The organism is Blautia sp. AF34-10, assembly GCF_003477865.1.
GTDB classification, from domain to species: Bacteria; Bacillota; Clostridia; order Lachnospirales; family Lachnospiraceae; genus Fusicatenibacter; species Fusicatenibacter saccharivorans.
On sequence record NZ_QUED01000001.1, the window covers coordinates 233,655 to 260,587 of the forward strand.

Genomic DNA, 26,933 nt, shown 5'->3' on the forward strand with positions numbered 1-26,933 from the left:
TGTTTTTTATTCTTTCCTATTTCCTACAAATTTCTTTTCTTACAAATACCAGTATATTCTACTTTTTCGTAAAAACACATAAACTGTATTTGCGAAAACATGTACAAAATGTTATAATTTAGGTCAGCAACTTGTTTGCTTCCTGTTTTTATTTCTTATTTTTCTAATTTCTTACAAATTTCAGCTTTGATTTTATGCAACTTAACAAGGAGGTACATAAATTGTATATTAATTCTGGCTACTGGCATCAGACACGGCTGGATTTCAAGGATAAAAAGCATCCTCTTTTTATCGGAAGTTGCGGCACTTACCGCCTGTATACAGTAAAAAGACTTCCGACGCACCGTCGCGCGGACGACTGGACTATCAGCTTCTTTACGTTGCTTCCGGTAAAGCGCATTTCTATTTTTCCGGCGAGGAAAAGATCATTCTGCCGGAAATATGGTTCTGTACCGTCCCAAAGAGGAACAGCGCTATTACTATTACGCGGCAGAACAGCCCGAAATCTACTGGGTGCATTTTACCGGAAACAATGTCAAAAATATTCTGCGCAAATACGGGATTACAGACGATACCCGCGTGATTTATTCCGGCGTCTCAATGGAATATAAACGACTCTATCTCTCCATGATCCAGGAACTTCAGATGAAGCGCGAAGATTATGAGGAACTGCTTGTGCATTATTTTATGCAACTTCTGATTTCCATCCACCGCCAGATTCTTGTAAAACCACGCAAAAAGAATCTGATGCTGATGGACGAGATGGACCGTGCCGTCGACTATTTCCGCGAGCACTACAACGAAGCCATCAGCATCGAAGCATATGCTGCAGACCATAACATTAGCGTTGGATGGTTTATCCAGAACTTCAAGCAGTATACGCAGACAACACCGGCGCAGTATATCCAGTCTCTGCGCATCACGAATGCAAAATTGCTTCTGGAAACTACGAATTATAATGTATCCGAGATTTCAAATCTCGTCGGCTATGAAAATCCGTTGTATTTCAGCCGGTTCTTCAAAAAGCAATGTGGTATGTCGCCGGTTCAGTTCCGAAAACAGCTTCTTGCTGCGGATGCGAAAAACAGCGATACAACTTGATTGTATTATTTCGTATCGAAAAAATGTGTTTGAAAGACAGCTTACAGCTGGACTTTTCAAACACATTTTTTTGATCTTCTTTTATTTTCTCTTCTTCTGCATTGCCCGGAAATGATAAAATGCCCCGATCATACCTGCATCGTTCTTATATTCTGCCATGCAGATCTTCGTATTTTTCCACACCTGTGGAATCAAATACTGCATCAGCGCCTTTTCCAGCCGCGGCCGGACGTACGATTTCTGTTCCATGATGCCGCCTCCGAGAATCACCGTCTCCGGGTTTACCACATAACAGATATTGGCGATTCCAAGTGCCAGAATATCGATCAGCCGGTCAATTTCTTCCGTACAGATCCGATCGCCTTCCCGGGCTGCCTGGAAAATCCGCACGCCGTCCCAACGCTCTCCGATCGACTTTTTTTCCTGCTTTTTCTTCGAAACACGCGCACAGAGCGCCCTCGCCGATGCCTCACGCTGAAATTCTCCCTGTGTAAGCCGCAGATAACCGATCTCGCACGCACTGTTGGAAAAACCGTGGAACACCTTTTTATCTACTAACAGACAACCACCGATGCCGGTTCCAACAGTCAGGCATACATTAATCCTGCTGTCTTTGCCGGCGCCGGAAATACTCTCCGCCAGCCCGGCGCAGTTCACATCATTCTCCACCTCACAAGGAATCCCAAACGCCGCTTCCATCTCCGCTTTCAGCGAAATCCCGGCATAATCCGGTACAGCATCCGACGCGTACACAATTGTACCCGACTCTGGATCCACCATACCTGTCGTGGAAATACAGATTCCGTCCAGTGACTTTTTTTCACGGTACTCCACCACAATCCCTTTCGCCTGCGCGAGCACAGCCGCCCCGCCCTGCTCGGCATGGGTCGGCACTTTCCCCTTCACCAGAAATCGCCCGCCGGACGTCAGGATTCCATATTTCAAGTAGGTTCCTCCAATATCAAGGCAGATATATTGTTTCATCATCTTTTTCTCCTATTCATAACAGCGAATAGCCTCTTCAATCATCTGCGCTGCCTCTTTTACAATCTTATCATCCGCTTCTGCCATCCTCGCCTGTGGTTTTCGCACGCTGCCAAGGTTCAGTCCCTCGCGAATCTTTAAGACCGCCTTAATGACGGCATACATGCTTCCGTGACCGGAGCAGAGTTTTTCGATGATTCTGTTCACCTGATACTGTGCTTTTCTGGCATCCTCTGCATGGCCAGAACGGATACAGCGTTCCATATACAGGTACAGCTCCGGCATCGCGCCGTATGTACCGCCGATAGCTCCGTCGGCTCCCATCATTCTTCCGCCGAGAAACTGCTCATCCGGTCCGTTAAAAACAACACATTCCTCTTTTCCAAGCGATTTAAAAATCTGAATATCCTGTACCGCCATCGACGAGTTCTTTACGCCGATCACACGCGGATTCTCCCGCATTTTTACAAAAAGCTGCGGTGTCAGTGCTACGCCTGCAAGCTGCGGAATATTGTAAATCAAAAAATCAGTGTTCGGTGCTGCCGCGCTGATATCATTCCAATACTCCGCGATTGCATAATCCGGCAGATGAAAGTATATCGGCGGAATTGCCGCAATGGCATCGACGCCAAGACTCTCCGCATGTGCCGCCAGTTCCTGGCTGTCCTTCGTATTGTTGCAGGCGACGTGTGCAATCACGGTCAGCTTTCCATGCGCCACGGCCATCACATGTTCCAGCACCGTTTTCCGCTCTGCCACAGTCAGATAAATGCACTCGCCGGAGGATCCGTTAACGTAAACGCCCTTCACGCCTTTTCGAATATAATACTCTGTCAGTGCACGCACGCCTTCCGGGCTGATTTCTCCCTTTTCATCGTAGCAGGCATAAAATGCCGGAATGACTCCTTTATATTTTTCTAAGTCTCTCATTATCCTATCTCTCTTTTGCTGTACTTTTTCAGTTCTTCCGTAAAGGTTTTCGTAATCAGCTGCGGCCTTGTGATAATAGATCCCACTACAACGCTGTAGGCACCAAGCTCGATCACCCGTCTCGCCTTCTCCGGCGTATTGATATTTCCCTCGGCGATCACTTTATGTTTTGCACCTGCAAGGATCTTCCGCAGAATCTCGAAATCGTTTTCCTCAATGCGGTCGTTTTCACTCTGCTCCGTATAGCCGACTAGCGTCGTGCCGATAAAATCAAAACCGAGTTCATCCGCATGCAGTGCCTCCTCGACTGTCGAGCAGTCTGCCATCCAGAGCTGTGATGGATACTTTTCTTTCATCTCACGGAAAAAGACATCGAGACTCTTTCCGCCCGGCCGTGCCGTACCTGTCGCATCCATCGCGATGATTTCCGGTTCTGCCGCGATCAGCTCTTCCACTTCCTGCTCCGTCGGCGTAATATAAACCCGGCTGTCATCATAGTCCCGTTTCACAATTCCGATAATCGGCAGATCCACCTGTTTCTGAATTTCGCGAATATCCTCTGCCGTATTCGCACGTATTCCGGCGGCTCCGCCTATTTTGGCCGCAAGTGCCATTCTTCCCATGATAAATGATGAATGGAGCGGTTCTGCCGGAAGTGCCTGGCACGAAACAATCAATTTTCCCTTTAAATTTTCAATTTTCTGATTCATTATATTTTTGTCCTTTTAAAAGGTTTTCCAATTCTACAACCGTATCCCACGGAATTTTCCGAATACGGCATCTGGCAAGACAGCTTTTATCTTCAATGCCTCCCGCGCAGTATGCCAGTAAAAGATCGCTCTCCGTAAAGAAAATCGTACAGTAACAATAGCCGCGGCTCTCCTCACTTTCAAACGCAATCGGTTCGGAAAAATGTTCTCCGTTGTCCCAGGAAAATGCCAGTGCAAGTGGGCATCTGCCGCCTTGGAAATAGTCTGTGACTTTTGTTCTTCCATTGTACTCTGGAATTGGGTTCCATATTGCAAGAAGTGCTCCGTCCGGCAGCCGCTTCATCGAGAGCGGGCTGTTCGGCGCCGTGAATACGGACGGCTCGCACATCGACCAGTGCTCTCCGTCATCCTCCGAAAATGCCTGATAATGGCGACCGAGATCTGTTCTCGCCCATCCCATCAGTTTTCCGTCCGAAAGCTCAATGACACCCGGCTCCTGCAGGCCCGTCTCACAGTTCCGATACGAGGACGGCAATGCCACACGCTCTGCGTTCTCCTGCCACGTTCTTCCATCGTCATCTGAATAGAAAAAGGTCATCTGCGCAATCTCACTGTATCGCGTCTCCGTCACCGGATGCGCTGCAGCCGGAATCAGAATCCGTCCGCTCTTCAATCGAATCACGCGGTCATTGTTGACAACAAAGACGAATTTTCCATCGGTGCAGAGCACGCGGTCACTCCATGTCTTTCCCTCATCCGACGACCGGCGCAGGTACATTTTCAGATCTGACTCGTTTTTTCGCACCAGATAAAACATTCCAATATCCCCGTTCTCCATACGGAGTAGCGAAACAGACATAATGTTTATTGCGCCCTCGTCCTCGCACTTCAGCAGAAGATCCGTGCTCTTCTTGTGCAGTTTCCCGTCAAACGTAATCCGGCACAAATCCGAAGCTGCTGCATCCGCCGCCGATTCATCACGGAAACGGCTGTAGATAAAGATCAAATCCCCATTTTCGAGGCGTAAAAAAGCTCCCTCGCTGTTCCGCAGGTTCTTCCTCTCTGCCTCCGGCGCAAGATCCATTACAAGCTCTCCAAGACTGAAATAATTCATGCTTTTCTCCTCTCCTAAAAATGCCCCTTTTCAAGTAAACATATCTGATTTTTATTTACTCAAAAAGGGGCAATTGCGGAAATGTGTGTTACTCGTTTATCTCAAATTTTCATCTGATGTATGTGCTATTATTACTCTGTTTTGGAAGCTTTCCATGCGTCGTACTGGGTCTGTGCCTCTTTCAGGACATCCTGATATCCGGCCTCATCCAAGGCGTTCTGGTACTCGTCAATCACGGACGCAACATCTGCAGATGCATATCCGCCGTTCTCCAGCACAAAACCATACTGTTCGAAAACGTTTACGCATGCACTGTACTGTGCTTCTACGTTAGATTTGTCAAAACGGAAACCTGCTGCGCAGGAAGTTTCTGCCTCGTTGTTCATCTTCTCATACATTTCTACCTTGTTATCCGGCTCATTCTCAAGCAGAGTCAGCGGGATGACAGAGCAGGATTCCCATGCGCTGTGAGAATAAGCCTCAGAATCCTGAACAACTTTTCCTTCATCATTTAAGGTATAGTCCTCACCCTCAATACCATAGGTATAAAGGTCTGCTAATTTCGTATCGGTGTACAAAAGTCCCAGAAAGTCGATGCATGCTTTCGCCTGATCTTCACTGGAGTTTGCAGTGATCGCATAGCAGGAGCCAAGTGTTGAGGTTGAATGCATATATTTCTTGGTAAGGCCCTCTACAATTGCCTCATCCTGTTTGTCACGTCCCTCAGAATTTTCCTCATCGTTTGGAACACAGGTCCACCAGTTCCAGCCCCAGTCCTGGGTCTGTGCCAGTGAATCCGATGTTGTCTTTGTTACTTCATCTTCTGAAATATATCCTTTTTCTGCCCAATCACACATCAGCTCCGTAAATTCTTTGTACTTGTCTGTCTGAATCGGATTGACAACTTCGTCTTTCTCTCTGTCCACACCGAGGAACGAATAGCTGGCAAAGAAATCAAAATTATCCATGTAGAGACGGTTGAACATCGCTGTTTTTCCTGTCGTGTATGGATATTTAATTCCGTCATTCTTGCAGTCTTCCAGGAAAGGCTCGATATCTTTCAGTGTTTTTATATTAGAAAGATCCCATCCAAATTTGTCTACGAGTGCCTGGCGGGTCTTCAGATCGTATCCTTCATATGCCTCTTTGTAAATCGGAATAAAGTAATCTTTTCCATCATACTGTGCTGCTGTCCAGATTCCTTCCGGCATGGAATCGTAAAGCGTGGTGCCCGGAAGCAGATCCGTAATATCATAGACTGCATTCTGTCTGTACAGGTCGTCCGTACCGATCGTAGACTGCCAGCTTGCGGTTGTAAGAAGATTGATTTCGTTATTGGCAAGCGCCAGATTTGCCTTATCGTTAAACTCACCAGATGCAATATCGTGAAGTTCTACTTCTACATTAATCTTATCGCCGATATAAGCATTGATAGCATCCTGTACTTTCTGTACCTGTGCGCTATCCGGATTCGCCAGCATCCAGCTTGCATGATAGATGCTGATCTTTGTTTTGCCATCGGAAGTTTTCTCCGTATTGCCGCTTCCTGACGTGCCATTCGAAGACTCTCCCAATGTACTCTTGGTGTCAGTTGTTCCGGAATCACTTCCGCACGCTGCCAGAGAACCTGCTGCCAGCGCGGATGCCAGCATCACTGCGAGGATTTTACTTGTTCTTTTCTTCATCTTTGTTACCCTCCTTGAGTAGTTTTGTATGTTCAGAACTTACGGTACCTTCACCGCAGTTCCGGATACCATTGTTTCCATCACCCTTTGACAGATCCTACGGTCAGACCTTTGACAAAGTATTTCTGGAAGAACGGATACGCAATCATGATCGGTCCGATAACGACGATTACGGTCGCCATGGTTGCTGAATACTGCGGTACAGTTCCTCCGATAGCTGCCAGCGCGACTGCCGGAATGTTTCTGGAGTTCAGCAGCACCTCGATGCTCTTCTGAATATTGACCAGCAGTAACTGCAACGGTTTCTTGGAATCACTCGTGATATAAAGCAGTGCATTCTGCCAGTCATTCCAGTATGCCGTTGCCATCATAAATCCAACGGCTGCAAGGGTTGGTTTCATCAGCGGAAGGGTGATCTGGAAGAAGGTTCGGTACTCTCCGGCTCCGTCGATCTTAGCCGCTTCCATCAGCTCTTCCGGGATGCTGTTTGCTATGTAGGTACGGATGATAATCACGTTCATGGTCGTAACACAGAGCGGAAAAATCAGCAGCCAGATGCTGTCTTTCATATGGTAATACGAAGTATAAATAACGTAGCAGGAAAGCTGTCCTCCGTTAAACAGCATTGGGATCAACATGTAAACCGATAAAAATTTGCTCAGGCGAAAACCTTTTCGGCTGATGGAATAAGCAAACATACTCATGACAAACAGTCCAATAAACGTACCGCCTACGGTAATGAAAATGGTGACTCCGTACGATACTGCAAGCTGTTTTCCGTATTTTAATACGGCATTCATACCGGCTGTCGACCATTTTGCCGGGAAATAGCTGAAGCCGTTTGCTGCAATCATTTTCTCATCTGTGAAGGCCGCGATAAAGACCAGAATGATCGGCAGCGCGCAGAACAGGGTATATAAAATCAGACAGCAAAGTAAAATAATCTGTCCGACTCCGGCCCTCTTGGATGCCGGAACATAATTGTGATTGTTTTTCTTACTCATAACTTTCCAATGCCTCCTGACTTAGAACAGTGCGTTTTCCGGTGCAATTTTACGAACCAGCCCATTTGCAAGGAGCATCATGAACAGTCCGACAATTGACTGGAAGAATGTGGTTGCTGCAGTAAATCCGAAGTTCGAATTCTTAAAGATCGAGTTCAAAACGTAGGAATCAATAACCTGTGTCGTTGAATACAGCACGCCGCTGTTTCTTGTTACCTGATAGAACAGACCTGTATCAGATCTCATGATATTGCCGACACTGAGGAGCAACATAACGGTAATCATCGGGAGAAGAGACGGAAGGGTAATGTGGCGGATCTGCTGCCATTTGTTCGCACCGTCGATCTCGGCAGCCTCATAAAGCGAAGTATCGATACCAGCGAGAACGGACATATAGAGAACGGAGCCGTAACCAACGCTGTTCCACATTTTTACAATCGTCAGGATCCACGGCCATGCCTTCGGCGTCGAGTAAAATCTTGTCGCAATGTTGAATGTGTTGTTCAGAATTCCGGTATCGGTGCTCAGATATGCGTAAACGATAAACTGAACCGCCGCATAAGAAATGAAAACCGGGATAATCATAACGGTCTGCATTGCCTTGCTGGCTTTTTTGAACACACACTGGTCAATTGCAATGGCAATCACAACATTCAGAAAAGTTCCGAGAGCGGTAAAGATCACGTAATACATCAGAGTATTTTTTGTCATCGTGATGAAAGTCGATTTGGATGCAAGCAGGAATTTGAAGTTTTCAATTCCATTCCATGGACTTGTCCAGATTCCTTTGGAATAGTCGAATGACTTGAACGCCATCACCAGACCTGCCATAGGAATATAGCTGAAAAACAGCAGAATCAGAAACGCCGGAAGCGCCATGACCACATGCGCTCTATGTTTCCATGTGTTTTGGAGAAAATCTTTCATTTTCATACCTCCTTCTTCCTCTGTTCTTTTTTGCGGCAGAGGTTCCGCATCATGTTTATCCCGCTTCTGTCAGTTTCTTTACCGACCGTCCGGGATAAATTTTTCCTTCCACAAGAAGATGCTCCACCAGGCATATTTTCGGCTGTTCAATCTCATCGATAAGTTTTTCTGCCAGTCGTCTTCCGAGCAGTTCGGAATCCTGCTTTAACGTTGCAAGCGCAGGTTCCAGATACTTTCCGATCTCGATACCATCGTATCCGATGGTCGAGATATCCTCCGGCACTCTTTTCCCCGCCAGTGTAATGGAATTGAATCCGCCGATGTAGGCGAAATCATCCGGAAACAGAATGCAGGTCGGACAGATTCTGCACTTCAGAAGCGCTTCGGTCTCCAGATACGTTTTCGTCGTATCGCGGTATGCCGCCTCCCGCACATATTCCGGCGGAACTTCAATCCCAAGCTCTTTGCATGTCCGGTAAAACGAGGAAACGCGGCTTTTTGTCTCCGCTGATTCTTCTCCGTGGATGTATGCAATTCTTCTGTGCCCCATTTCAAAGGCATAACGGACAAGATCGGAAATTCCTTTTACAGTGTCTGACACAACTGCGCTTCTGTCGTTGAAAACATGATCAAAGGTCACGACTGGGAGATCGCTTTCCACCAGCTCCTGAATTTCCGGATCGTGGAAATCGGTACAGAGGACTGCCACACCGTCAAACCGGCGGTATTTGCAGTGCTCCAGATACGTCATCCTGTGATCCCAGGCGGAAAGATTTCCGTTTTTGCTGACAAAAGTGATGTCATACCCTTTTTCTTCCGCGCAGCACTTCAGGCTGTTCAAAACGGTTGCATAATGGTCGTGTGTCAGATCATTTCCTGATTTCCCCGAAAAAAGGACCCCGATATTGTAAGTTCTGTTCGTCTTCAATACTTTCGATGCAAAATTGGGAACGTAGCCCATCCTTCTTGCCGTTTCCCGAACTCTCTCTTTCGTCTCCTCGCCTATGTCATGGTGATTATTCAGCGCCTTGCTGACCGTTGCCACCGAAACTCCGCATGCGACCGAGACATCCTTGATTGATACCATAGATCCCAATCCTTTCCGGTTTCACTTAAACCTTTTCGTTTCCTGCCCCTCTTTTCTTCCTCCTTCCCGCTCGTTCGATTACTTGTGATTATAGACGAGAATCTGAACAAATTACATAAACAGAATTTCGGAAATCATGCACAAAATATGGTATTTCCCTAATCAAAATTCATTTTTCATATTTTTTATTCTACTATCATTGCACTTTTACCAATTTTCGCCCATTATTTTTGTATACTTTTTCCATAAAAACACGCTCCGCGAGTTTCTCAAGTTATCGCAACAGTCACCAAAATCTCGTCCAAGCACTGACTTTGACTCGTTGCCAACGAAAAAAAAAGGCGATCACACATCGCCTTTGCCAGCTCTTTTGTGTGATCGCCCCACTAAAACCTTTTCGCTTATCTTTCTGTATGAACCATCAGTTCCTTATTTGCTTTTTCCACATTCATTCGTGACATCAGAATCGTAATGACAATGCAGAGTACGGCCGGAATCCATAAATACATCATATGAAGCATGTTCAGGCAGGAATCCGGCTGCACCGACAGTTTCTTGTCAAAACGGCTGAATTCCAGCAGCCATCCTGTGATCGCAGTTCCCAGTCCACCGCCCAGTTTTACGCCAAGGGATGTACAGGAATACATCGTTCCATCTACTCTTTTGTGTTTTGTCAGATACGTATACTCCGAGCAGTTCGCAATGACCGCATTCATATCTCCCTGCCACGGTCCCATGCCGAAAGCTGCAACTGCCGTGAACAGCAACATCAGCGGAACGCTTCCATAATAGGCCGCAGGAATCACCAGGATTCTGCCGATGGTTCCAATCGCATATCCGGTAAGATTCAGTTTGTACAGCCCTCCCCAGCGTGTCACAAGCTGCGGTGTGGCAATAAGTGCGATAATCAGTGGAATATTGATTGCCCATGAAAAGACCGGAAACAAATTTTCATTGTTCAGCACATACATCATGTAATAGATTCCCATGCTAAGCATCGCGGAATAAATCTGCTGTAAAATATAAGTCACGCAGATCATCAGATAATACTTGTTGGAAAAGAGAAGACCTGCTGCCTCTCTCATACTGTATTTTTCTTCTTTCTTTACCTTTGCCCCTTCCTCCTCCGGAAGCTCTTTTACAGCTAAAACGGAAATCGTGTTGACCGCCAAACCGATCACAGCATACACAATGGCCACCATCCGCCATCCTGCTGCTCCACCTCCCATCAACGAAACGAATTTAATCGTAACGGACTGAATCAGCAGGCTGGTGGAAAATGCAAAAATAAAACGGTACGATCCCATTTCCACCCGCTCTTTGCTGTTTCTCGTAATCAGCGCTGTCAGTGCGGAATACGCAATATTGTTTGCGGTGTAGAACACGGCGTTCAGTAGAGAGTACGCAATAAAAAACCAGATATACTGTGCTGTCTTCCCGATATTTTCCGGAATCGCAAAAATAGCTATCAGTGTTACGGCGCAGCAATATATCCATACAGCATCCATGGCCTTGCTTTTCCCATTTTCGTCTTTGTCTTATCAATCATCGCACCGAAAAATACATCTGTCACACCGTCAAACAGTTTGGAAACAGCAATCAGCGTTCCCACAATTCCTGACTTCAGACCTACCGTGTTTGTCAGATAAATCAATACAAATGTTGACAGAAATGCATATACTACGTTTCCGGCAATATCCCCGGATCCATACCCCACTTTGTTGTACCATTTTAAGTATTTTTTTTCTTCCATTTTCCCTTCTCCTGTGATCATTGTCCTTTGCACAAAAAAAGAAATACCAGATTCTATCCTGCTATTCCTTCTTTCACACCAGTTTCTGTTTTTATTATATCCATAGCCTATGGAAAAATATATATCCTGTACGTTCCAGAATATGCACAAAATGTCACACTTTTCAGATTTTTGTCACGGACGGAAATATATTTTTATATAACGAAAAGATCCCGGTTTCCCGGGATCTTTCATAGTAAGCTGATGACGGGAATCGAACCCGTGACCTCCGCCTTACCAAGGCGACGCTCTACCGACTGAGCCACATCAGCACTCGCAAGTTGTTTTGTTTTTTTTGTTAGCTCCTTGCTACATTTGGTATTCTATCAAAACTATAGTGAATTGTCAACAGTTTTTTCTACAAATTTGAAAATTTTTATTTGTTCACAGATTTTTCTGCACTTTTGACAATTCGCCGTAATTTTTTCGGTCGTTTTTCCATCTCACGAACAGACCTCCCGCACTTTACTGCGGATTCTCTGCAGTGCATTGTCGATTGCCTTCGGCTGCTTTCCAAGTTTTTCTGCAATCTGCGTATAATCGTACCCTTTCAGATACAATTCCAGCACCTGGTACTCAAATTTGCTGAGCCGTTCTTTGATCCGCTCATGCATGCCGATTACGTTTTCCCGGCTGATCATGATCTCCTCCGGTGTCTCCTCGTCCACCAGGCGCAACTCCTGCTCGGAAACCGGTTCACTTAACGAGACGAAGCTGTTCAGCGGCTGATGCTTCTGGCGCTGGGACGATGCCACTGCCGAATACATCTGACGGTCGATGCACAGGCCGGCGAAGGTGGCAAACGATGCCTCCTTCCCCGGTTTGTAGTCACGCACTGCCTTAAAAAGTCCGAGCATGCCCTCCTGGATCAGATCCTCGTGATCTCCGCCCACCAGGTACAGCGCCCTCGCCCTGGTCCGCACCAGCGATTTGTATTTGTCGATCAGATAATCGGTAATCTCGCGTTCTCCTGCCCGCAGACGCGCAATCAGCTCCTCATCCGTACAGGTATCGTAATCTTTCACCATCATATCTCTTGTATCCTTCATCTTTCTTCCGCCGGAGCGTAATGTGATTTTCCGCAATTTCTAGCAGCTTCTCTGTCTTACAATCTCATAAGCGAGCACGCCGGCTGCCACGGAAGCGTTCAGAGAGTCGATATCGCCTTTCATCGGAATTGTGGCTGTGAAGTCGCAGTTTTCTCTCACCAGACGGCTGACACCCTCTCCCTCATTTCCGATTACAAGGCCGATCGGTCCCTTGAGGTCGAGATCATACATTCTCTGTCCGTTCATGTCCGCGCAGACAAACCAGATGCCCTTTTCCTTCAGCATTTCCATGGTCTGCACCAGATTCGTCACCTTTGCCACCGGTGTGTAATTTAATGCACCTGCCGACGTTTTGGCAACGGTTGCTGTCAGACCGACTGCGCGGTGCTTCGGCACGATGACACCATGTGCGCCTGCCAGGTTTGCGGTACGGATGATCGCACCGAGGTTATGCGGATCCTCAATGCCGTCCAGCAGAAGGATAAATGGCGGCTCTCCTTTCTCCTCTGCGCGCGCGAGGATGTCCTCAACGGTTGCATAACTGTAGGAAGCCACCTGTGCAATGACACCCTGATGCTTTCCGGTGGTGGACAGCTCGTCAAGACGTTCTTTTTCTACATAATTGATGATGGTATCGTGTTTTTTCGCCTCACGGATGATCGTGCGGATCGGGCCGTCCTGGCTGCTTGCAAGGACGAACAGCTTGTCCACGGTCTTGCCGGAGCGGAACGCCTCGATGACAGCGTTTCTTCCCTCTACCATGCCGCCTGTAAACTCCTCATCCACCTGCTGTACTTCCTGTTTTCTGTCTCTGTCACGGTAATCTCGTTTCCCCTTAAAGTCACGTTTTTTTCCGTCTCTTCTCTCAAAGTTTCTCTTGTCGTTTCTGTTGTTTTCTCTCATATCATTCCTGTTCCGCGGTCCCAAAAGCAGTGGGAACTTTTGCTTTTTCAAAAGCCCCACTGCCCTGCCGCTTCTTTTTTATTTTCTGAATCTTATCTGCTCTCACACTTCGCCAAGTCCTGCCCGGATCAGGTCGATCATCCGCTTGTAATCCCCTTTCAGGTACAGATACCCCATCACGGCCTCAAACCCGGTTGCCCGGCGGTAGTCGATCGTGGACGCATTTTTTGCCTTGGTATAGGATTTCGCATTTCTGCCTCTTTTATAAATCTGTTTTTCCTCTTCGGTAAACAGCGGCTCCAGAATTTCAATCATCGCCGACTGTTTCTCCGCCTTTACAAGCCCTGCCGCATGGCGGTGCAGCTTGTTGACCTGCATATTTGCTTTCCGCACCAGAATCGTGCGGATGACGATCTCATACGCAGCATCCCCGATGTAGGCCAGCGTAAGCGGCGAATACATGCGGATGTCATGCTGTTCCAGTCCGAATACCTCCGAAAGATAATCCTTCTCCCCGAAAACCGCCTCTGGAAAAAGCTCCTCGTTTTCTGTCTCTTTGCCCACTTCCGTCACTTCTGTTCTGTCCTTTCTTTTTTCCTCATCTGACGCAGCTCGCCCTCCAGCTCGAGCACACGGTTCGTAAGCTCCGTATTCTCCTGCTGCAGTACTTTGATATCCTCGAAAATCGGGTCCGGCAGATGAATGTGATCCATGCTTTTTCTCGGAATCCGCACATCATTCTGCTTCACAATGTGCCCCGGCACGCCGACGACGGTACAGTTCGGCGGAACCTCCTCGATCACAACCGATCCGGCTCCGATTTTGGAGTTTTCCCCGATCGTAAACGATCCGATGATCTTCGCACCGGCGCTGACCATAACATTGTCCTTCAGCGTCGGATGACGTTTCCCGGTCTCCTTACCATTACCGCCAAGCGTCACGCCCTGATACAGCGTCACGTTGTCTCCGATAATGGCTGTTTCTCCGATAATCACACCAGAACCATGATCAATAAACAATCCCTTTCCGATCGTCGCACCCGGATGGATTTCGATACCAGTTTTTCTCGCTGCCCGCTGTGAAATCCACCTGGCCAGAAAGTAATGGCCTTTCAGATATAGCTTGTGCGCCCGTCTGTACTTCAGCATAACACGAAATGAAGGATACAGCAAGACTTCCATGGGAGAATGTATCGCCGGATCCCGCTCCTGAATCACCTGAAATTCCTCTTTAAAATACGCGAAAAAACTCATCTTTCCTCTCCTTGCCTCCTGCCAGGACTTTTTCAGATTTTTATTTCTTACCACCTTTTTTGCCCGAAGGGCAATATTCAAAAACGGAGCTGTTTCATCTCCGATAAAGACGAAATAGCTCCGTGGTTCCACTTTACTTTAAGGGCACACCTGCCCTCTTCTTTTCTTCTGCATAACGTGCAGGACCCGTGCCGGACTACCCACTTTTTCCGCTTCACCCGGCCAGCTTCCGGACGCACTTCAAAAACCCTCGTTTCAGGCAGCTTCCAGCCCCATTTGTCTGCCATTCTCTGTGAAACAATTCTGATTTTCTACTTTTTCCGTTCCAAGCCTTTTTCTGTTTCCGTTTGTTCTAGTTTATGCAAATTTTTCTCGTTTGTCAAGCAAATTTCCGCCGGATCCACTTGCTGATTTCGACCGCCGGAATGACAAGCAGTCCAAGGCCGATCGCCACATCATATTCCAACGCGCTGATCCGCTCAAAACCGAACGCACTCGACAGTACCGGGATGTAAATGACGGCGGATGTGAGGACAAATGAGAGTGCCATCGCGCCCCACAGATACTTGTTCTGATGCTTCATGTGGAAAATAGAACCTTTCCGTGATCTCATATTGAAGGAATGGAAAATTTCCACCATAGAGAGTGTCAGAAACGCCATCGACATGCCGTCCGGGCTGTTGACGATTTCCCAGCGGCCGGCTTCCAGATAGTGGCCGATGAAGTAGGACGCCAGCGTCAGCACCGTAATCACGATGCCCTGAAACGCAACATCAAAGCCGAGGCCGTCCGCAAAAATACCGTCATCCGCATTTCTCGGCGGGCGTTTCATGATGTCTGCCTCACCGTCCTCCATACCGAGCGCCAGCGCCGGGAAGCAGTCCGTAATCAGGTTGATCCAGAGCAGATGCACCGGATTTAAAATCGTAAAGCCCATCAGCGTCGCGCAGAAAATCGACAGCACCTCGGCAAGGTTCGATGCCAGAAGGAACTGAATTGCCTTGCGGATATTATCGTAGATTCGTCTTCCTTCCTCAACCGCCGCGATGATCGTCGCAAAGTTGTCGTCCGCGAGCACCATATCTGCCACGTTTTTCGTCACATCCGTTCCCGTGATGCCCATTCCGATGCCGATATCCGCACGCTTGATCGACGGCGCATCGTTGACTCCGTCTCCTGTCATCGCGGTGATTCTGCCTTTCCGCTTCCACGCATCGACGATCCGCACTTTATGCTCCGGCTGGACGCGTGCGTAAACAGCATATTCCTCGATTCTCCGGTTAAGCTCCTCATCGCTTAACTGGTCAATCTCGGCTCCCGTTACCGCTTTCCAGCCCGCCTCCAGAATACCCAGCTCTTTTGCAATAGCAACCGCTGTGTCTTTGTGGTCACCCGTAATCATCACCGGACGGATGCCTGCCCCGCGGCATTCCCGGATCGCATCGACTACTTCCGGCCGCACCGGATCAATCATACCGCAAAGTCCTAAAAAGCAGAGATCCTGCTCCAGAAAGTCCGGCTCCTGGGAGGACGGCATCTGGTTCCACGCTCTTCCTGCTGCCGCCAGCACGCGGAGTGCCTGGTCTGCCATCGCCTTGTTCTGCGACAGGATTTCCTGCCGGAATGCTTCTGTCATCGGCTGTTTTCTGCCATCACGCCAAACGGAGGTACACCGCTTCAGAATCTCATCCGGTGCGCCTTTTGTGCAGGAAAAATACGTTCCGTCGTTTGCGCGGTGGATCGTTGTCATGCGTTTCCGCATCGAATCAAATGGCGCTTCCCCGACACGCGGATACTGGACGGACAGGCTCTTCTTCGGGCATCCCTCTTTCTGCGCATCGTTGACCAACGCACATTCCGTCGGTTCTCCGACTGCCTCGCCGTTTTCGTCCGGCTCCGCATCGGAGCAGAGTGCCATGACGGATACGAGACGTTTTATATCACTTCCCTCATGTTTTACCACGGTCATCTTATTCTGGGTCAGCGTTCCTGTCTTATCCGAGCAGATCACCTGCGTACAGCCGAGCGTCTCGACAGCCGTCAGTTTCCGGATCACCGCATTCCGCTTTGACATTTTGGTCACACCGATGGAAAGCACGATTGTGACAACTGCTGCAAGTCCTTCCGGAATTGCCGCTACGGCAAGGCTGACGGCTACCATAAAGGTATTTAAGATGTTCTGCGGCGTCACGCCCTCTTTTAAAATGCCGACAACGAAAATCACGGCACAGATGGCGAGCACCATCACGCTTAAGATTTTGCTGAGCTGGTTCAGCCGCTTCTGCAGCGGTGTACTCTCATCCGCCGACTGCGTCAGAACATGGGCGATTTTTCCCATCTCGGTTTTCATACCCGTTCCGGTGATAACAGCGCGGCCGCGGCCATAGACAACGGTGCTTCCCATATAGACCATGTTTTTCCGGTCCCCGAGCGGAACCTCGCTGGCTGCGCCGGCGTTCAGAACATCCGCTGTTTTATTGACCGGGACAGATTCTCCCGTCAGCGCTGCTTCCTCGATTTTCATGCTGGCACTCTCTAAAATACGGCCATCCGCCGGAACAGCATCGCCCGCTTCGAGAATTACAATATCACCGGGTACGAGCTCCTCGCTCTTTTTCACTTCCATTTTCCCGCCGCGCATCACCTTCGACGTGGCTGCCGCGATCTTCTGCAGAGCTCAATCGCTTTCTCTGCCTTGCTCTCCTGCAGAACACCGAGCACCGCATTAATGATGACAACGGCGAGAATAATGACCACATCAGCGTACGATTCGCCTTCATACGCCGATGTGATGCCGGAAATCAGCGCTGCGGCGAGCAGGATCAGGATCATCGGGTCTTTCAGCTCTTCGAAAAACCGCTGCAGATTGCTCTTCTTTTTTCCCGCCGCCAGCCGGTTAGGTCCGTGTTCGGAAAGCCGCCGCGCAGCTTCCGCCTCGGAAAGTCCCTGCTCCGTTGTCTGTAACTCATCAAGAATCTTCGAACTTTTTTCCAGATACTCTTTCATTTCCATCCGTCCTTTCTTCTGAAAACGCTTTTTGCGTTCCTGTGATAAGTTCCCACTGGTACACTGGTCTCTTTCTATATAGAAAAAGACCTATCCGCACCATATTTGTTGATACAGATAAGTCTTGTCATTTCATACAAAGCCAGAAGAAATGCTTTTTCTTCGGTTGTTGGCCTTATAGCGTCACGTATGCCGCCGACTACTCCCTTATTCTTCTTCCAGTCTACCACATCTTCCGGCCTTGTGCAATCGCATTTCTCTTTTATTCTTCTGCGTTCTTTGCGCATCCTGGGCAGCCGCTGCATCCGCCTGCGATCCGGTCGTCCGGCATCAGGTCGAGTGCCTTGGAAATGCAGCAGATCGCCTGTGCGGAAATTCCCTCTTTCTTTCCGGTAAAGCCAAGTCCTTCCTCGGTCGTTGCCTTGATATTGACCTGATCCTCTTCGAGATGAAGCGCCTCCGCCACATTTTTCACCATCGTGTCGATGTATGGCAGGAGCTTCGGCTTTTGTGCAATAACGGTTGCATCGATATTTTCAATCAGATACATCCGCTCCTCGAGCATCTCACCCACTTTTTTCAGCAGTTCGATGCTGTCTGCGCCCTCATACGCCGGATCATTGTCTGGAAAATGGCGTCCGATGTCCCGCAGTGCTGCAGCGCCGAGAAGCGCATCCATAATGGCATGGACCAGCACATCTGCATCGGAATGTCCCAGAAGGCCATATTCATACGGGATTTCCACACCGCCCAGAATCAGTTTCCGGTTTTCCACCAGTTTATGCACATCGTAACCCATTCCTACTCGCATTGTTCGTTCCTCCGCTTCGTTACTTTCTAGTTAAATCCATACAGTTTCTGCGCTACCTTGTAGGCATAGACTGCAATTTTCTGTCCCGGTTTTGATTTGCTGCTCATAACAGTTCCGAAAATGCCGTGGCGGATGCGGAAGTAATCGGCTGCATCCTCCTGTTTCAGGTATCTCCACAGATCGTTCTTTTTCTCGAGATTTTCTTCCGTTCCGGAGCGCATCATCATCACGGAAGAAACCGTCATAATAATGGTCAGATAGCTGATCATATATTTCCGCAGGTGCTTCGACAGCCCTTTCTGTTCACCAAGGTAATCGATCATCAGCTTGTTGACACGGATCTGCTGGTCAATTCTGCCGATCATGACTTTCTCGTTAACCGACTGGTCGGCTCTCCCGATAAAGTAGCGGTAGAAATTGACATCGAGATAATACATCGTTTTGACGTACGGAAGCGGAATAAACGCAACCAGATTATCCACATAGAAGGTGTGCTCCGGCAGCTTCATGCCGCACTCTCTTAAAAGAGAAGTCCGGTAAATCAGCGAATGCATCAGCAGATAATGTGTTTTGCCGAGAGCTTTCGCCTCATCCCATCCGAAAAAACGGCCTTCCGGCAGCGATTTCGCATAGCGCATCACACGTTTTCTCTTGGCGCCCTCTTTTTCATACACATAGTTACTGATCAGAAGGTCGAGTGTTTTCGGTCCGCGTACGACTTCTGCCAGAACATTTAAAATCTTCTGGTATGCCTCTGGGTTTACCCAGTCATCACTGTCCACAACCTTAAAGTACAGACCCGTCGCATTTTCCACACCCGTGTTGACTGCTCCGCCGTGGCCCTTGTTTTCCTGATGAATCGCTTTTACAATCGTCGGATATTTTTCCTGATAGCGGTCTGCAATCTCTGTGGTTCCGTCCTTGGAACCATCGTCCACGATCAGAATTTCTACTTCTTCTCCGCCGACCAGCAGCGAATCGATACATTTCTCCATATATGCTTCTGAATTATAGCATGGTACTGCAATTGATAAAATCTTCATCTTTTTTCTCCCTGCTCTTTTTTGCTCTTCTGCCGTTTCAGGCACGTTCCAGATCTGTGTATTTTGCGTATTCCGCAAACGCAGACGGAATGGCATATCTTTCAGCCGCGGTTTTCGCATCCGCAAAAATCAATCCGGCTTTTTCTTCCCCTTCCTGCTCCACATCGTTTCCTGCAATTTTAATGGCGTATCCTGTGATATGCCACTCGACATGGGAAAAAATGTGCTTGTACGGCGGCAATGCCTGAATATGAAGCGGCGTCACGCCGAATTTTTCTGCCTCTTCAAGTGCTTCCTGTTCGGAGAGCACGCCATCGAAGTTCGGGAACTCGTAAAGTCCCGCCAGAAGTCCTTTTTTCGGCCGTTTCCGCACTGCTGTGTGCGCACCGTCCAGAAATAACAGAACGGTTCTGTCTTCGATTCTGCGCGGCTTTGCGCTCTTTTTAAACGGATATTCCGTCCAGGTCTGATGCTGTCCCGCCAGACACTGGTCAACAAGCGGACAGACTTCACATTTTGGTGCGCCGTTCGGCAGACAGACCATTGCGCCGAGATCCATCATCGCCTGATTGAAGGCTCCCGGATCTTCTGCCGGCATGATTTCGGTCAATTCCGCTTCCACGCGGTTTTTCACGGACTGCTTTAAAATGTCCTCACCGTCCTCCCGGAGGCGTGCCATCACACGAAGCACATTTCCGTCCACCGCCGGCACCGGAATGCAAAACGCGATCGATGCAACGGCTCCCGCTGTGTAATTTCCAATTCCCGGAAGTCCTTTTAAGGCTTCGTAATCTGCCGGAAATACACCGTCATACACTTCCATAATTTTCTGTGCGGCCTTCTGCATATTCCGCACACGGTTATAGTAACCAAGGCCTTCCCAGAGCTTCAAAAGCTTTTCCTCGGGACAGACCGCAAGTGCTGCGACATTGGGCAGTTCACGCATAAACCGCTCATAAAACGGCTTGACCGCCTCCACCCTCGTCTGCTGGAGCATAATCTCGGAAACCCAGATTTCATACGGGTTCTTTTTTTCTCTCCACGGCAGCACTCTTTTATTTTCGCCATACCATTTCAATAATGCTTTGTGATTGTGTCCTGCATAGTAATCTCCTGTTAATATATCATTCTTATTTTGCCACATTTTCCTCCAAAATGCAAAATAAACATTGCGCTCTCACGTGTTTTTGATTAAAATTAATAAATACTTTAAAAGAATAACCAAAACCCTTAAGATATGGAGGAAAAACTCTTGATCGACAGTATTATTTTTGATGTGGACGGCACCCTGTGGGACTCCACAGACGTTGTTGCCGACGCATGGAATCAGATTATGGAAAAAGAAACTGATATGACACCAAACCTCACCGGAACCGTGTTAAAAGGCCTGTTCGGCCGCCTGCTCCCGGATATCGCCGCCGTCATTTTCCACGAATATCCAAAGGAGCGCCAGTTAGAACTGATCGAGGCATGCTGTGCCAAAGAGCATGAGGCACTTCTTGCGACACCGGCTCCTGTTTATCCGGGACTTGTCGATGCACTTTCTATTCTTTCCAGACATTACCCGCTTTATATCGTAAGCAACTGCCAGGCGGGCTATATCGAAGTTTTTCTGGAAGCCACAGGCCTCGGTCACTATTTCAAAGGCCATCTCTGTCCTGGCGATACCGGAAAGGCAAAGGCAGACAACATCCGTACAATCATCGAACAGAACCATCTGCAGCACGCGGTCTATGTCGGCGATACCGACGGCGACTACAAGGCGACACGCGAGGCCGGAATCCCGTTTGTCCATGCCGCATACGGTTTTGGTCAGACCGAAACCCGGACTACACCATCACTTCCCCGATGGATCTTGTCACACTGTTCGTACCGGAAAATTAATTTTTAACAGTTTCTTTCTCATAAAAAATACGCATTCCTGTTTTGATAACGGAATGCGTATTTTTTATGTTCTATTTCTTCTTTTCTCAGCTCTCGCCCTTACCTGGGTAATCATCGTCACCCGTATGGTCTCCCTGATCCGGTGCGCTCGGCTCCTGGGTCGGTTCCGGTGTGGACGGGGTCTCCGTCGGTGCTACGGTCGGCTCCGGCGTAGACGGGATCTCGGTCGGTGCTGTGGTCGGTTCCGGCGTAGACGGGGTCGATGGAGTTGATGGGGTTGATGGAGTTGATGGGGTTGACGGAGTTGACGGCGTGTAATCATCGTACGTGTAGGATGGCGTTCTCGTCGGCGTTACTGTCGTGGTATTCGTCGTATCATCGACATTTTCGTCATCTGCTTCCGGTGCCTGTGTCACAGTAAGCGTGTCTTCACTTACCTCATAAGCTTCGGAATAATAAATGATAACCGGTGTTCCGTCATCGACATTGTCATATAATGCCTGTGCCACTGCAGTCGGAAGTGCAACAGATCCTGTCGTCGATCCTGCAGTCAGATACAGGTTTCCGCCGAAACTACTTCTCCAGGAAGCATCGTAGAAACCAATCTCTCCGTTGAACGGAATCCAGGAATCCACATCTCTTTCCCAGGAATAGCTGCCGTCTGCCTGAAGCTCTCCGTGCAGTTTTTTCTGGCTTTCTTTTGCTGCGGTTGTGTAGATACCCGGCTTCGTGTAGCTGCTCTGCTCCATCAGACCGGTTACACAGTCACCGTCGACAACCAGATTTCCATCTTTGTAGAGCCAGATATGCTGACGGCTGGCATCAACCTCAACATACGTCTTGCCGAATCCGTTGTTCTCTGTGGAAGCAGCAAACTCTCTCTGCGCATACTGCGGCTCTCTTGCGTCTGCTGCGTGAGCATCTACTTCTTCTGCGATCTTTGCTATCTCCTGCTCCTGATCCACTTTCCATCCGTAGCCTTCCTGGCTGATGGTCACGCGCCTTCGATACCGGTTGCCGGGAAGGTGTGATCCTTGCCATCGGTATCAATCGCTGCCGCAAGATTTGCCACATATTCTTTTACTTTTTCATTCCACTGGTTTTCATCTTTGGAATAATTTCCATCCGCATCGACCGCCAGCCAGTCTTTCATGGTATTTCCGTCAAGAACCTGTGTTGTTCCATCCGGCATACTGTATGTGATACTTGCGCGTACCAGTTCATTTAACTGATCCTTCTGTGCATTCAGTGTTTCGTCATCTGCTGTTACCAAGGTTCCGTCGTAAACGCCTGCTTTTTCAAGATCCACTTCGGTATCCGCATTGATCAGCGCGTTTTCGATGCACTGTTTTGCAAGGGTAAGATCCATTCCCTCACCCATAACAGCATCCACAATCTCAAACTCATTGTTCTGGAAGGTGATGTAGGCGCTGGCCGGTGCATTCTCACCGTCTGCGGACTGGAATTCGTCAAATCCATCAATCACCGCATCCAGTTTTTCCTGACTGTACTGCATGGTGACCTGGGAATCTTTCTCTTTTCCGCCATTTCCCAGGAACCAGAGGAAACTGTTCTGTTTCTTTAACACGCTCTCCACGCTGCCGTCTCCGGCGTAGGTGTAGTCGATGTCTTTTCCGCTGACACTCTTCGTATCATTGTCTTTGAATTTTACATTTAAGGTATAGTTTGCAGCCTGCTCTTTGATTTTCGTTTCTGCCTCTTTGGCCGTCATATCCGAGCAGTCTACTCCGTTGATGGTTGTTCCGTTGAAAAAATAATTCTGGTAATGGAACATTTTGCTTCCATAGAAAAAGCCTCCCACAGCAATAACAGCAACGGCTGCAACGGCGATAACCGCACCGCCTTTTCCCTTTTTCTTCTGCGGTTTTGCGCCATGCGGAATGTACTCTTCGTCGTCATCCTCATAATCGTCGTAGTCATCATCCTCATCGTCTATTTCCGGCATTGGGATATGGCCTACCGTGTCGCTGACGAGGCGCTCCATTGCGGCTTCCACCTGATCACCAAGCACTTCTTTCTCCGAACCCTTGGTCTCTGTCTTCTCTTCTCCCAGCAGATCATCCTCATCTGCGAATGGATCGTTGATGATCAGATCATCATCCACCATCACTTCTTCCGGTTCCGATTCTGTTTTTGTCTCCGCCGGCGTCTCTTCGATTTCTTCTTCCTCTTCTGTAAATTCCGGAATCTCGATGTCCTGCGTCACAGGCTCCACTTTGGTCTGCTTCATTTTCTGCTTCGCTTCTTCGTCTTTTGCACGCTCAGTTGCCTCAAGGACACTTCGCAGATACTTAAATTTGCAGTCTCATCCGGGATGTGATCTTCGCTTTTTGTTTCTTTGCTTTCAAATTCAATGGAGTCTTCGATGTCTGCCAGTTCTTCCTGGAATGTTTCACCGCTCTCCTTTTCCGCCAGGTCACGGTCAATCTCTTTTTGCAGGGCAGCCCAAAGTTTACCGTCCTTTAAATCATCATCTTCAAACTTCATATTTTTTGCTCCTCATAGTTCTGTGTCTGCACTTTACTTACTTCTCTTCTTTTTCCTTGTTTCACTCACAGTCGGTATTTTCACGGAGTCTGACATGTCGAAAATAGTTCGACTGTGACTTACCTCATGTCAGTGGAGGATACCGATTTCTCTCCGCCCGCCACTACCGTTATGTTTCTTTTAACAATTCATCCCACCGCTTTAGAAGCGGGGGACTTCTTGTCTACTGATGTTAAAAATGCCCCTATAGATTTCTTCTTTTGTCCAAGGGCACATACACTGTTAAGTATATCATAAAATTCGACAAAAAAAAGCAAAAAATTTGGTTTTGGCAAATTTCTCACTTTTTTCGTAAATCACCTATGGAATTCGTAAAAAAATACCTTCTGCAGCGCTTCTCCGAGGAAAATTCCAAGGGCAATTGCGCCTGCCGCGGTCGCTGTCTCTAAAAGATACGTTCCAACCATGTTTTCCGGCCCCATAACGATCGAGTAGACGATGCGGTACATACCGGCTCCCGGCACCATCGGAAGAATGCCCGGGATCACGAAAAGGATCACCGGCGCTTTGAAATGACGCGCCATTGCCTGGGAAACCAGGGCGACGGCAACGGCGGCAAGAAAGTTCTTCATCAGAATGCCGTCGTTGAATACTTCCACGATCAGATAGACCGCCCAGCCGATCATACCGACACCGGCCGTGTAGCATTCCAGCTTTTTTGGTGCGTTCAACAGTCTTGAAAATCCCCAGATTGCAACCCAGGCTCCAAGGGATTTCAGGATGATTTCACCTGCTATTCTCATATTTTTGCTTTAACCTCATCTTTTTTCTGTATCGGTTTTCTCTACCGCACCAGTGGACGGAGCAGCAGCATGCCAAGTCCCACGCCGATTGCGATGGCCGCAGCGGTTACAAACGCCTCAAGCATCCGTGCCGCACCGGAAATGTAGTCGCCGTGCAGGGTATCATACACCGCATTCGTGATCGCCACACCCGGTACGAGGGGCATGATCGATGCAATGATAATGACGTTCAGATCCATGGTCCCCGGCAGGTAATGAACACAGAGAATAGATGTGACCGCCAGCAAAAATGACCCGATACAGTTCACAAGAAACGACTGCATCCCGGCTTTTTTTCCTCCGTAAACACCGATTCCTGATATAAAACCTGCAAGTGCAGATGCCAGCACTTCGTAGAACCCGGCTCCGAACATGATTGCAAAGCCTGCGGTCGTCGCCATCATCGCGAGCAGATTTTTTTTAATTTCCGACTTGGCACGATAGATATCCCGCACCCGGTGGAACAGCGCATCCAGGTCGATATTTCCTTCGCAGAAATCGCGGGAAAGCTGATTGACCGCATGGATCCGGTTCAGATCCGTTGCACGGCTCTCTACGCTGCGCATAACAGTCATGGAATCCATCGCCGGGTCGTCGAGCGTTACCACAAAGCCGGTCGTCAGCGCCAGTACATCCGCAGTTTTCAGGCCGGACATGCGCAGCATCCGCAGCATGGTATCCTCCACCCGCCACGTCTCCGCCCCGCTTTCCAGCAGGATTTCTCCCGCCATGACCGCGGTGTCCAGCAGCAGTTTATAGTCCATAGTTTTTGTCCTCTCAAATGTAACTCATATTTCACACATGCCAAACGATTGTACCATGAAGCAGTGTTCACTTTCAAGTTAATTCTATGCAAATTCGGCGATATCCGGCGTTGGGATGTTCCGATGTTCACCCGCGCCATTCACAAATCTTTTCAAAGTTTCTTCAAACTCCATTCACACTTTCCTCACATATGACAACTATACTAAACGTATCAAAACAAAGGGACAACAAATCATCTTCCTCTATCTTTCAACCGTTGTCCCAACCTAATATTCTTTCCAATTTATATAGATTTTTCTTTTTCATAATGCCGGTGTTTCTGCCAGAAGAAATACCGGCCCTCCTTTTTTTATCCCCCAAAAAGAAGTGCCGACATCCCGTCTATGTACTATTCTTCAAATTTTACAACCAATGTCTTGTCCCCGACCGTCTCGGACAGCATTCCGGTAATCAGTGTTTTCGCCTGTTCCTGTGCCATCGTTTCCAGGTCATCCATTTCTTTCGTCTGCTGCTCTACATCCTCCTTCGCACTCGCGATTGCATCCATCGCATCTTCCTTCCGCTCCCAGTTCAGAAGCGCTGCCTTCTCATCGTAATACTGGATGGAATCATTGTCGATGGAAATATCAAAAATCTCCACTGCCGGAAGTGTAACTGTTACTTCTGAATCCGTCACCTCCGTATTCGCCTTCGAGAGATCCACGCCCGCACGTACCTCTGCACGGTATGTCATATTAAACGCCTTCTGCGTCAGAAACGGAATCGACCCGTCCGAGTAATGAATCAGCCCGTTATAAATCATCTTCGCCGACGTCAGCTCCCCCGCCGCCTCCAGCTTGCTGTCAATAAACGTCCCCGTAATCTCCGGCTCCCGGTCCCGCCGCAACGACTGCGTCAGATAAACAACCATTCCAGCAAGGATTACTACGATCAGAAGATAAATGACAGCTTTTACCGTGCCGCGGCTTCCATTCTTTTCTCTGCTCACGTTACACCCACTCCCTTCTCATGTTTCATTTTTCATTATTTTTGAATATGTTCTGTGGCTCTATTGTACCTTATTTACACCATAAAAAACAGTCCTGCTTTACAAAAATATCTTAAAATTCTGTAAATCCTGTTCTGTTAGACTTTTCTTTTAAACAATACGAAAAAAGAGTGAAGATTTTGTATCTTCACTCTTTCCTAATACAGGGGATGAGAGAATCGAACTCCCACCAAAGGTTTTGGAGACCCCTATCATACCATTTGACCAATCCCCTACGCTAGATATACCTTCAAAACCGCATACACTTAACATCTATACATCATACCATACTTTCTTTCCGAACACAACCATTTTCTGCAAAACTTTTGTTTTGCATTTCAGGTCAAGCCCTCGACCGATTAGTAACAGTCAGCTCCATGCCTTACGGCACTTCCACCTCTGCCCTATCTACCTCGTCGTCTTCAAGGGGTCTTACTTCTTTCGAATGGGATATCTCATCTTGAGGGGGGCTTCACGCTTAGATGCCTTCAGCGTTTATCCCTTCCCG

Annotated in this window: 24 protein-coding genes, 2 tRNA genes, 1 rRNA gene, 2 pseudogenes and 1 other annotated feature; of the genes and pseudogenes, 2 read left to right on the forward strand and 27 right to left on the reverse strand. The window is 48.2% G+C overall.

Features of this window, described 5'->3' with window-relative positions:
* Nucleotides 1-221: 221 nt before the first annotated feature.
* Nucleotides 222-1,101, forward strand: a pseudogene (locus DWZ60_RS01150) (AraC family transcriptional regulator).
* Between the two features lie 81 nt (nucleotides 1,102-1,182).
* Here DWZ60_RS01150 and DWZ60_RS01155 read toward each other — a convergent pair.
* The 19 genes and pseudogenes from DWZ60_RS01155 to mutY all read right to left on the reverse strand — a co-directional run bounded on the left by DWZ60_RS01155 (nucleotide 1,183) and on the right by mutY (nucleotide 20,543).
* On the reverse strand, nucleotides 1,183-2,085 hold the full coding sequence (locus tag DWZ60_RS01155) for an ROK family protein (RefSeq protein ID WP_119221137.1): 903 nt from the start codon (nucleotides 2,083-2,085) through the stop codon (nucleotides 1,183-1,185).
* Between the two features lie 12 nt (nucleotides 2,086-2,097).
* Entirely contained in the window at nucleotides 2,098-3,015 is a 918-nt protein-coding gene (locus DWZ60_RS01160) for a dihydrodipicolinate synthase family protein (RefSeq protein ID WP_119221138.1), read from the reverse strand.
* On the reverse strand, nucleotides 3,015-3,725 hold the full coding sequence (locus DWZ60_RS01165) for an N-acetylmannosamine-6-phosphate 2-epimerase (RefSeq protein ID WP_119221139.1): 711 nt from the start codon (nucleotides 3,723-3,725) through the stop codon (nucleotides 3,015-3,017). The genes DWZ60_RS01160 and DWZ60_RS01165 overlap by 1 nt, the downstream gene beginning before the upstream one ends.
* Nucleotides 3,709-4,839 (reverse strand): sialidase family protein, encoded by a 1,131-nt coding sequence (locus DWZ60_RS01170; protein ID WP_119221140.1) that lies wholly within the window; start codon nucleotides 4,837-4,839, stop codon nucleotides 3,709-3,711. The genes DWZ60_RS01165 and DWZ60_RS01170 overlap by 17 nt, the downstream gene beginning before the upstream one ends.
* A gap of 131 nt (nucleotides 4,840-4,970) precedes the next feature.
* Entirely contained in the window at nucleotides 4,971-6,524 is a 1,554-nt protein-coding gene (locus DWZ60_RS01175; protein ID WP_119221141.1) for an ABC transporter substrate-binding protein, read from the reverse strand.
* A gap of 80 nt (nucleotides 6,525-6,604) precedes the next feature.
* On the reverse strand, nucleotides 6,605-7,528 hold the full coding sequence (locus DWZ60_RS01180; protein ID WP_119221142.1) for a carbohydrate ABC transporter permease: 924 nt from the start codon (nucleotides 7,526-7,528) through the stop codon (nucleotides 6,605-6,607).
* Nucleotides 7,529-7,549: 21 nt separating this feature from the next.
* Complete coding sequence (locus tag DWZ60_RS01185; protein ID WP_158576259.1) at nucleotides 7,550-8,455, reverse strand: ABC transporter permease subunit; 906 nt, start codon at nucleotides 8,453-8,455, stop codon at nucleotides 7,550-7,552.
* Between the two features lie 55 nt (nucleotides 8,456-8,510).
* The gene (locus tag DWZ60_RS01190; protein ID WP_119221144.1) at nucleotides 8,511-9,542 is read right to left on the reverse strand and encodes a LacI family DNA-binding transcriptional regulator; all 1,032 of its coding nucleotides are present in this window, start codon (nucleotides 9,540-9,542) and stop codon (nucleotides 8,511-8,513) included.
* Between the two features lie 401 nt (nucleotides 9,543-9,943).
* Nucleotides 9,944-11,295 (reverse strand): annotated as a pseudogene (locus DWZ60_RS01195) (MFS transporter).
* Nucleotides 11,296-11,533: 238 nt separating this feature from the next.
* Nucleotides 11,534-11,606, reverse strand: a tRNA-Thr gene (locus tag DWZ60_RS01200).
* A gap of 171 nt (nucleotides 11,607-11,777) precedes the next feature.
* Nucleotides 11,778-12,383 carry an RNA polymerase sporulation sigma factor SigH gene (gene sigH, locus DWZ60_RS01205; RefSeq protein WP_226906387.1) on the reverse strand — a complete coding sequence of 202 codons (606 nt, stop codon included), beginning with the start codon at nucleotides 12,381-12,383 and terminating at the stop codon, nucleotides 11,778-11,780.
* Between the two features lie 39 nt (nucleotides 12,384-12,422).
* Nucleotides 12,423-13,145, reverse strand: coding sequence for a 23S rRNA (guanosine(2251)-2'-O)-methyltransferase RlmB (gene rlmB, locus DWZ60_RS01210; RefSeq protein WP_055221331.1), 723 nt, complete (start codon nucleotides 13,143-13,145; stop codon nucleotides 12,423-12,425).
* Between the two features lie 243 nt (nucleotides 13,146-13,388).
* The gene (locus DWZ60_RS01215; protein WP_055221333.1) at nucleotides 13,389-13,748 is read right to left on the reverse strand and encodes a Mini-ribonuclease 3; all 360 of its coding nucleotides are present in this window, start codon (nucleotides 13,746-13,748) and stop codon (nucleotides 13,389-13,391) included.
* 107 nt (nucleotides 13,749-13,855) lie between these two features.
* Nucleotides 13,856-14,539, reverse strand: a complete 684-nt coding sequence (gene epsC / locus DWZ60_RS01220) for a serine O-acetyltransferase EpsC (RefSeq protein ID WP_055227154.1) — start codon at nucleotides 14,537-14,539, stop codon at nucleotides 13,856-13,858.
* Between the two features lie 102 nt (nucleotides 14,540-14,641).
* Nucleotides 14,642-14,876, reverse strand: a binding site (T-box leader).
* A gap of 42 nt (nucleotides 14,877-14,918) precedes the next feature.
* Entirely contained in the window at nucleotides 14,919-17,180 is a 2,262-nt protein-coding gene (locus DWZ60_RS01225; RefSeq protein ID WP_330422025.1) for a cation-translocating P-type ATPase, read from the reverse strand.
* Entirely contained in the window at nucleotides 17,180-17,551 is a 372-nt protein-coding gene (locus DWZ60_RS18930) for a cation-transporting P-type ATPase (RefSeq protein WP_330422026.1), read from the reverse strand. Before DWZ60_RS18930 ends, DWZ60_RS01225 begins: the two co-directional genes overlap by 1 nt.
* A gap of 256 nt (nucleotides 17,552-17,807) precedes the next feature.
* Complete coding sequence (ispF, locus tag DWZ60_RS01230) at nucleotides 17,808-18,356, reverse strand: 2-C-methyl-D-erythritol 2,4-cyclodiphosphate synthase (protein ID WP_022463066.1); 549 nt, start codon at nucleotides 18,354-18,356, stop codon at nucleotides 17,808-17,810.
* A 26-nt stretch (nucleotides 18,357-18,382) separates the two neighbouring features.
* On the reverse strand, nucleotides 18,383-19,399 hold the full coding sequence (locus tag DWZ60_RS01235; protein ID WP_055267469.1) for a glycosyltransferase family 2 protein: 1,017 nt from the start codon (nucleotides 19,397-19,399) through the stop codon (nucleotides 18,383-18,385).
* A gap of 37 nt (nucleotides 19,400-19,436) precedes the next feature.
* The gene (mutY, locus tag DWZ60_RS01240; RefSeq protein WP_119221145.1) at nucleotides 19,437-20,543 is read right to left on the reverse strand and encodes an A/G-specific adenine glycosylase; all 1,107 of its coding nucleotides are present in this window, start codon (nucleotides 20,541-20,543) and stop codon (nucleotides 19,437-19,439) included.
* Nucleotides 20,544-20,651: 108 nt separating this feature from the next.
* Here mutY and DWZ60_RS01245 point away from each other — a divergent pair, with 108 nt between their 5' ends.
* Complete coding sequence (locus DWZ60_RS01245; protein WP_243038169.1) at nucleotides 20,652-21,290, forward strand: HAD family hydrolase; 639 nt, start codon at nucleotides 20,652-20,654, stop codon at nucleotides 21,288-21,290.
* Nucleotides 21,291-21,369: 79 nt separating this feature from the next.
* Here the strand turns inward: DWZ60_RS01245 and DWZ60_RS01250 are convergent, their stop codons facing one another.
* The 8 genes from DWZ60_RS01250 to DWZ60_RS01285 all read right to left on the reverse strand — a co-directional run.
* Complete coding sequence (locus DWZ60_RS01250; protein WP_119188593.1) at nucleotides 21,370-22,281, reverse strand: L,D-transpeptidase; 912 nt, start codon at nucleotides 22,279-22,281, stop codon at nucleotides 21,370-21,372.
* The gene (locus DWZ60_RS01255; RefSeq protein WP_119188594.1) at nucleotides 22,278-23,534 is read right to left on the reverse strand and encodes a peptidoglycan binding domain-containing protein; all 1,257 of its coding nucleotides are present in this window, start codon (nucleotides 23,532-23,534) and stop codon (nucleotides 22,278-22,280) included. Before DWZ60_RS01255 ends, DWZ60_RS01250 begins: the two co-directional genes overlap by 4 nt.
* Nucleotides 23,531-23,791, reverse strand: coding sequence for a hypothetical protein (locus tag DWZ60_RS01260; RefSeq protein ID WP_119188595.1), 261 nt, complete (start codon nucleotides 23,789-23,791; stop codon nucleotides 23,531-23,533). Before DWZ60_RS01260 ends, DWZ60_RS01255 begins: the two co-directional genes overlap by 4 nt.
* A 356-nt stretch (nucleotides 23,792-24,147) precedes the next feature.
* Nucleotides 24,148-24,594 carry a threonine/serine exporter family protein gene (locus tag DWZ60_RS01265; RefSeq protein ID WP_022463061.1) on the reverse strand — a complete coding sequence of 149 codons (447 nt, stop codon included), beginning with the start codon at nucleotides 24,592-24,594 and terminating at the stop codon, nucleotides 24,148-24,150.
* Nucleotides 24,595-24,635: 41 nt separating this feature from the next.
* A complete protein-coding gene (locus tag DWZ60_RS01270; RefSeq protein ID WP_055221312.1) occupies nucleotides 24,636-25,397 on the reverse strand; it encodes a threonine/serine exporter family protein in 762 nt (253 codons plus the stop codon).
* Nucleotides 25,398-25,786: 389 nt separating this feature from the next.
* Nucleotides 25,787-26,386, reverse strand: a complete 600-nt coding sequence (locus DWZ60_RS01275) for a DUF4230 domain-containing protein (RefSeq protein WP_055221314.1) — start codon at nucleotides 26,384-26,386, stop codon at nucleotides 25,787-25,789.
* A gap of 203 nt (nucleotides 26,387-26,589) precedes the next feature.
* A tRNA-Trp gene (locus tag DWZ60_RS01280) sits at nucleotides 26,590-26,660 on the reverse strand.
* 104 nt (nucleotides 26,661-26,764) lie between these two features.
* Nucleotides 26,765-26,933 (reverse strand): 23S ribosomal RNA (locus DWZ60_RS01285); the annotation flags it as partial.

Excerpts from the sequence above, each read along its gene's own strand:
- DWZ60_RS01155 (WP_119221137.1), bottom strand. The coding sequence starts at position 2,085 with ATGAAACAATATATCTGCCTTGATATTGGAGGAACCTACTTGAAATAT.
- DWZ60_RS01160 (WP_119221138.1), bottom strand. The coding sequence starts at position 3,015 with ATGAGAGACTTAGAAAAATATAAAGGAGTCATTCCGGCATTTTATGCC.
- DWZ60_RS01165 (WP_119221139.1), bottom strand. The coding sequence starts at position 3,725 with ATGAATCAGAAAATTGAAAATTTAAAGGGAAAATTGATTGTTTCGTGC.
- DWZ60_RS01170 (WP_119221140.1), bottom strand. The coding sequence starts at position 4,839 with ATGAATTATTTCAGTCTTGGAGAGCTTGTAATGGATCTTGCGCCGGAG.
- DWZ60_RS01175 (WP_119221141.1), bottom strand. The coding sequence starts at position 6,524 with ATGAAGAAAAGAACAAGTAAAATCCTCGCAGTGATGCTGGCATCCGCG.
- DWZ60_RS01180 (WP_119221142.1), bottom strand. The coding sequence starts at position 7,528 with ATGAGTAAGAAAAACAATCACAATTATGTTCCGGCATCCAAGAGGGCC.
- DWZ60_RS01185 (WP_158576259.1), bottom strand. The coding sequence starts at position 8,455 with ATGAAAGATTTTCTCCAAAACACATGGAAACATAGAGCGCATGTGGTC.
- DWZ60_RS01190 (WP_119221144.1), bottom strand. The coding sequence starts at position 9,542 with ATGGTATCAATCAAGGATGTCTCGGTCGCATGCGGAGTTTCGGTGGCA.
- sigH (WP_226906387.1), bottom strand. The coding sequence starts at position 12,383 with ATGAAGGATACAAGAGATATGATGGTGAAAGATTACGATACCTGTACG.
- rlmB (WP_055221331.1), bottom strand. The coding sequence starts at position 13,145 with ATGGTAGAGGGAAGAAACGCTGTCATCGAGGCGTTCCGCTCCGGCAAG.
- DWZ60_RS01215 (WP_055221333.1), bottom strand. The coding sequence starts at position 13,748 with ATGTATTCGCCGCTTACGCTGGCCTACATCGGGGATGCTGCGTATGAG.
- epsC (WP_055227154.1), bottom strand. The coding sequence starts at position 14,539 with ATGAGTTTTTTCGCGTATTTTAAAGAGGAATTTCAGGTGATTCAGGAG.
- DWZ60_RS01225 (WP_330422025.1), bottom strand. The coding sequence starts at position 17,180 with ATGCGCGGCGGGAAAATGGAAGTGAAAAAGAGCGAGGAGCTCGTACCC.
- DWZ60_RS18930 (WP_330422026.1), bottom strand. The coding sequence starts at position 17,551 with ATGGAAATGAAAGAGTATCTGGAAAAAAGTTCGAAGATTCTTGATGAG.
- ispF (WP_022463066.1), bottom strand. The coding sequence starts at position 18,356 with ATGCGAGTAGGAATGGGTTACGATGTGCATAAACTGGTGGAAAACCGG.
- DWZ60_RS01235 (WP_055267469.1), bottom strand. The coding sequence starts at position 19,399 with ATGAAGATTTTATCAATTGCAGTACCATGCTATAATTCAGAAGCATAT.
- mutY (WP_119221145.1), bottom strand. The coding sequence starts at position 20,543 with ATGTGGCAAAATAAGAATGATATATTAACAGGAGATTACTATGCAGGA.
- DWZ60_RS01255 (WP_119188594.1), bottom strand. The coding sequence starts at position 23,534 with ATGAAGCAGACCAAAGTGGAGCCTGTGACGCAGGACATCGAGATTCCG.
- DWZ60_RS01260 (WP_119188595.1), bottom strand. The coding sequence starts at position 23,791 with ATGAAGTTTGAAGATGATGATTTAAAGGACGGTAAACTTTGGGCTGCC.
- DWZ60_RS01265 (WP_022463061.1), bottom strand. The coding sequence starts at position 24,594 with ATGAGAATAGCAGGTGAAATCATCCTGAAATCCCTTGGAGCCTGGGTT.
- DWZ60_RS01270 (WP_055221312.1), bottom strand. The coding sequence starts at position 25,397 with ATGGACTATAAACTGCTGCTGGACACCGCGGTCATGGCGGGAGAAATC.